The organism is Arthrobacter sp. Y3223164 (assembly GCF_059091005.1).
Genome location: NZ_JBNHGF010000524.1, coordinates 1 through 1,610, shown reverse-complemented (window position 1 = coordinate 1,610; position 1,610 = coordinate 1). Strand labels below are relative to the sequence as shown.

Here is a 1,610-nt window from a genome sequence, read left to right as displayed (position 1 = left end):
CTGCTCGAGTTCGCGTCCGGCCTGCGCCGGTCCGCCTACGACAAGGGAGCCGCGCTGCGTGAACGCGCCGCAGGCTCCGGCGAGGCCTAGGACGGTGGGTCCCCAGCCGCCGAGGAAGCCGTCGGGGTCTTCGGCGCGCGGGGTGACCGATCCGGTCCGCTACCCCCAGCACGCTCCGGCGCCGGTGCGCACCAAGCGCGCCTTCGTCCTGCTGCTGCTGACCCTGCTCGTCCCGGGCAGCGCCCAGATCGTGGCAGGGGACCGCCGGCTGGGCCGGCGCGGCCTGGCAGTGACGCTGCTGGCCTGGGCGGCCGTTGTGGCCGCTGCCGTCATGGCCCTGGTGAACTGGCCGCTGCTGGTGAACCTGGCCACCGACCGCTGGGGTTCACTGGCCCTCGTTGTGGTGCTGGCGGCGCTGGCGCTGTTCTGGGCCTTCCTGTTCCTGAACACGCTGCGCATCATCAGGCCCAACCTGCTGGCCCCGGGCGCCAAGCCGGCGGTGGCGGTGACGCTGGTTGCCCTGATGGTGCTCACCAGCGGCAGCCTGGGCTACGCCGCCTACCTGCTCAACGTGAGCCGCAACGCCTTCAGCTCCATCTTCGAAACCCGGCCCGCGTTCGACCCGGTGGACGGCCGCTACAATTTCCTGCTCATGGGCGGCGACGCCGGTGCCGGGCGGGTGGGGCTGCGCCCGGACAGCATCCAGGTGGTCAGTGTCGACGCGAAGACCGGCCAGACCGTCATGTTCGGCATCCCGCGCAACTTCCAAAACGCCCCGTTCCCGGCGGACTCGCCGATGCACGAGGTGTATCCGGAAGGCTTCAGCTGCGGTGACGAGTGCATCATCAACGCCCTCTACGTCGACGTGGAGCAAAACCACGCCGACCGCTACCCTGATGCCAAGAACCCGGGCGCGGAGGCCATGAAGGACGCCGTGAGCGGGATCCTGGGCATCGAGATCCAGGCGTATGCCCTCGTGGACATGGACGGCTTCGAAGCCCTGGTGGACGCGATGGGCGGCATCACCGTCAAGGCCGGCGGCTGGGTGCCTATCTCCAACAGGACCATCCCCGGCACCAATCAGCACTACCCGCCGAAGGGCTGGATCGCCCCGGGCGTCCAGGAGCTCGACGGCTACCACGCCCTCTGGTACGCCCGCTCCCGCGAATTCGCCACCGACTACGACCGCGTCCAGCGCCAGCAGTGCGTGATGTCGGCGATGGTCAAGCAGCTGGACCCGGCAACGGTGCTGACCCGCTTCCAGCAGTTGGCCGAGGCCGGCGAACAGGTCGTCGAGACGGACATTCCCAGTTCGCAGCTGGGCAGCTTCGTCTCGCTGGCGCTGAAGGCCAAAGACCAGAAGGTGAAGCGCCTGACCATCGGACCGCCCGACTTCGGCACCGCCGCGGAGAATTTTGTCACCTACCCCGACTTCTCGGTGATCCATCCCCGCGTTCAGGAGATGTTCACCCAGGAAGAGCAGACTCGGCAGAAAGATCCCAAGGACGACGGCGGCGGCCCCGGTGGCGACCCCGGCTCCGGTGGTGGAGAAACCACTGCCGGTGAGGGCGGGGCCGGCCCCGCGGACGAGGCGGCACCGGATGCGGCCG

Annotated in this window: 1 protein-coding gene; it reads left to right on the top strand. The window is 69.3% G+C overall.

Annotated features, from left to right (window positions below):
• Nucleotides 1–142 precede the first annotated feature (142 nt).
• A partial coding sequence (locus AC5RUJ_RS16055; RefSeq protein WP_494156218.1) for an LCP family protein occupies nucleotides 143–1,610 on the top strand: 1,468 nt, incomplete at its 3' end.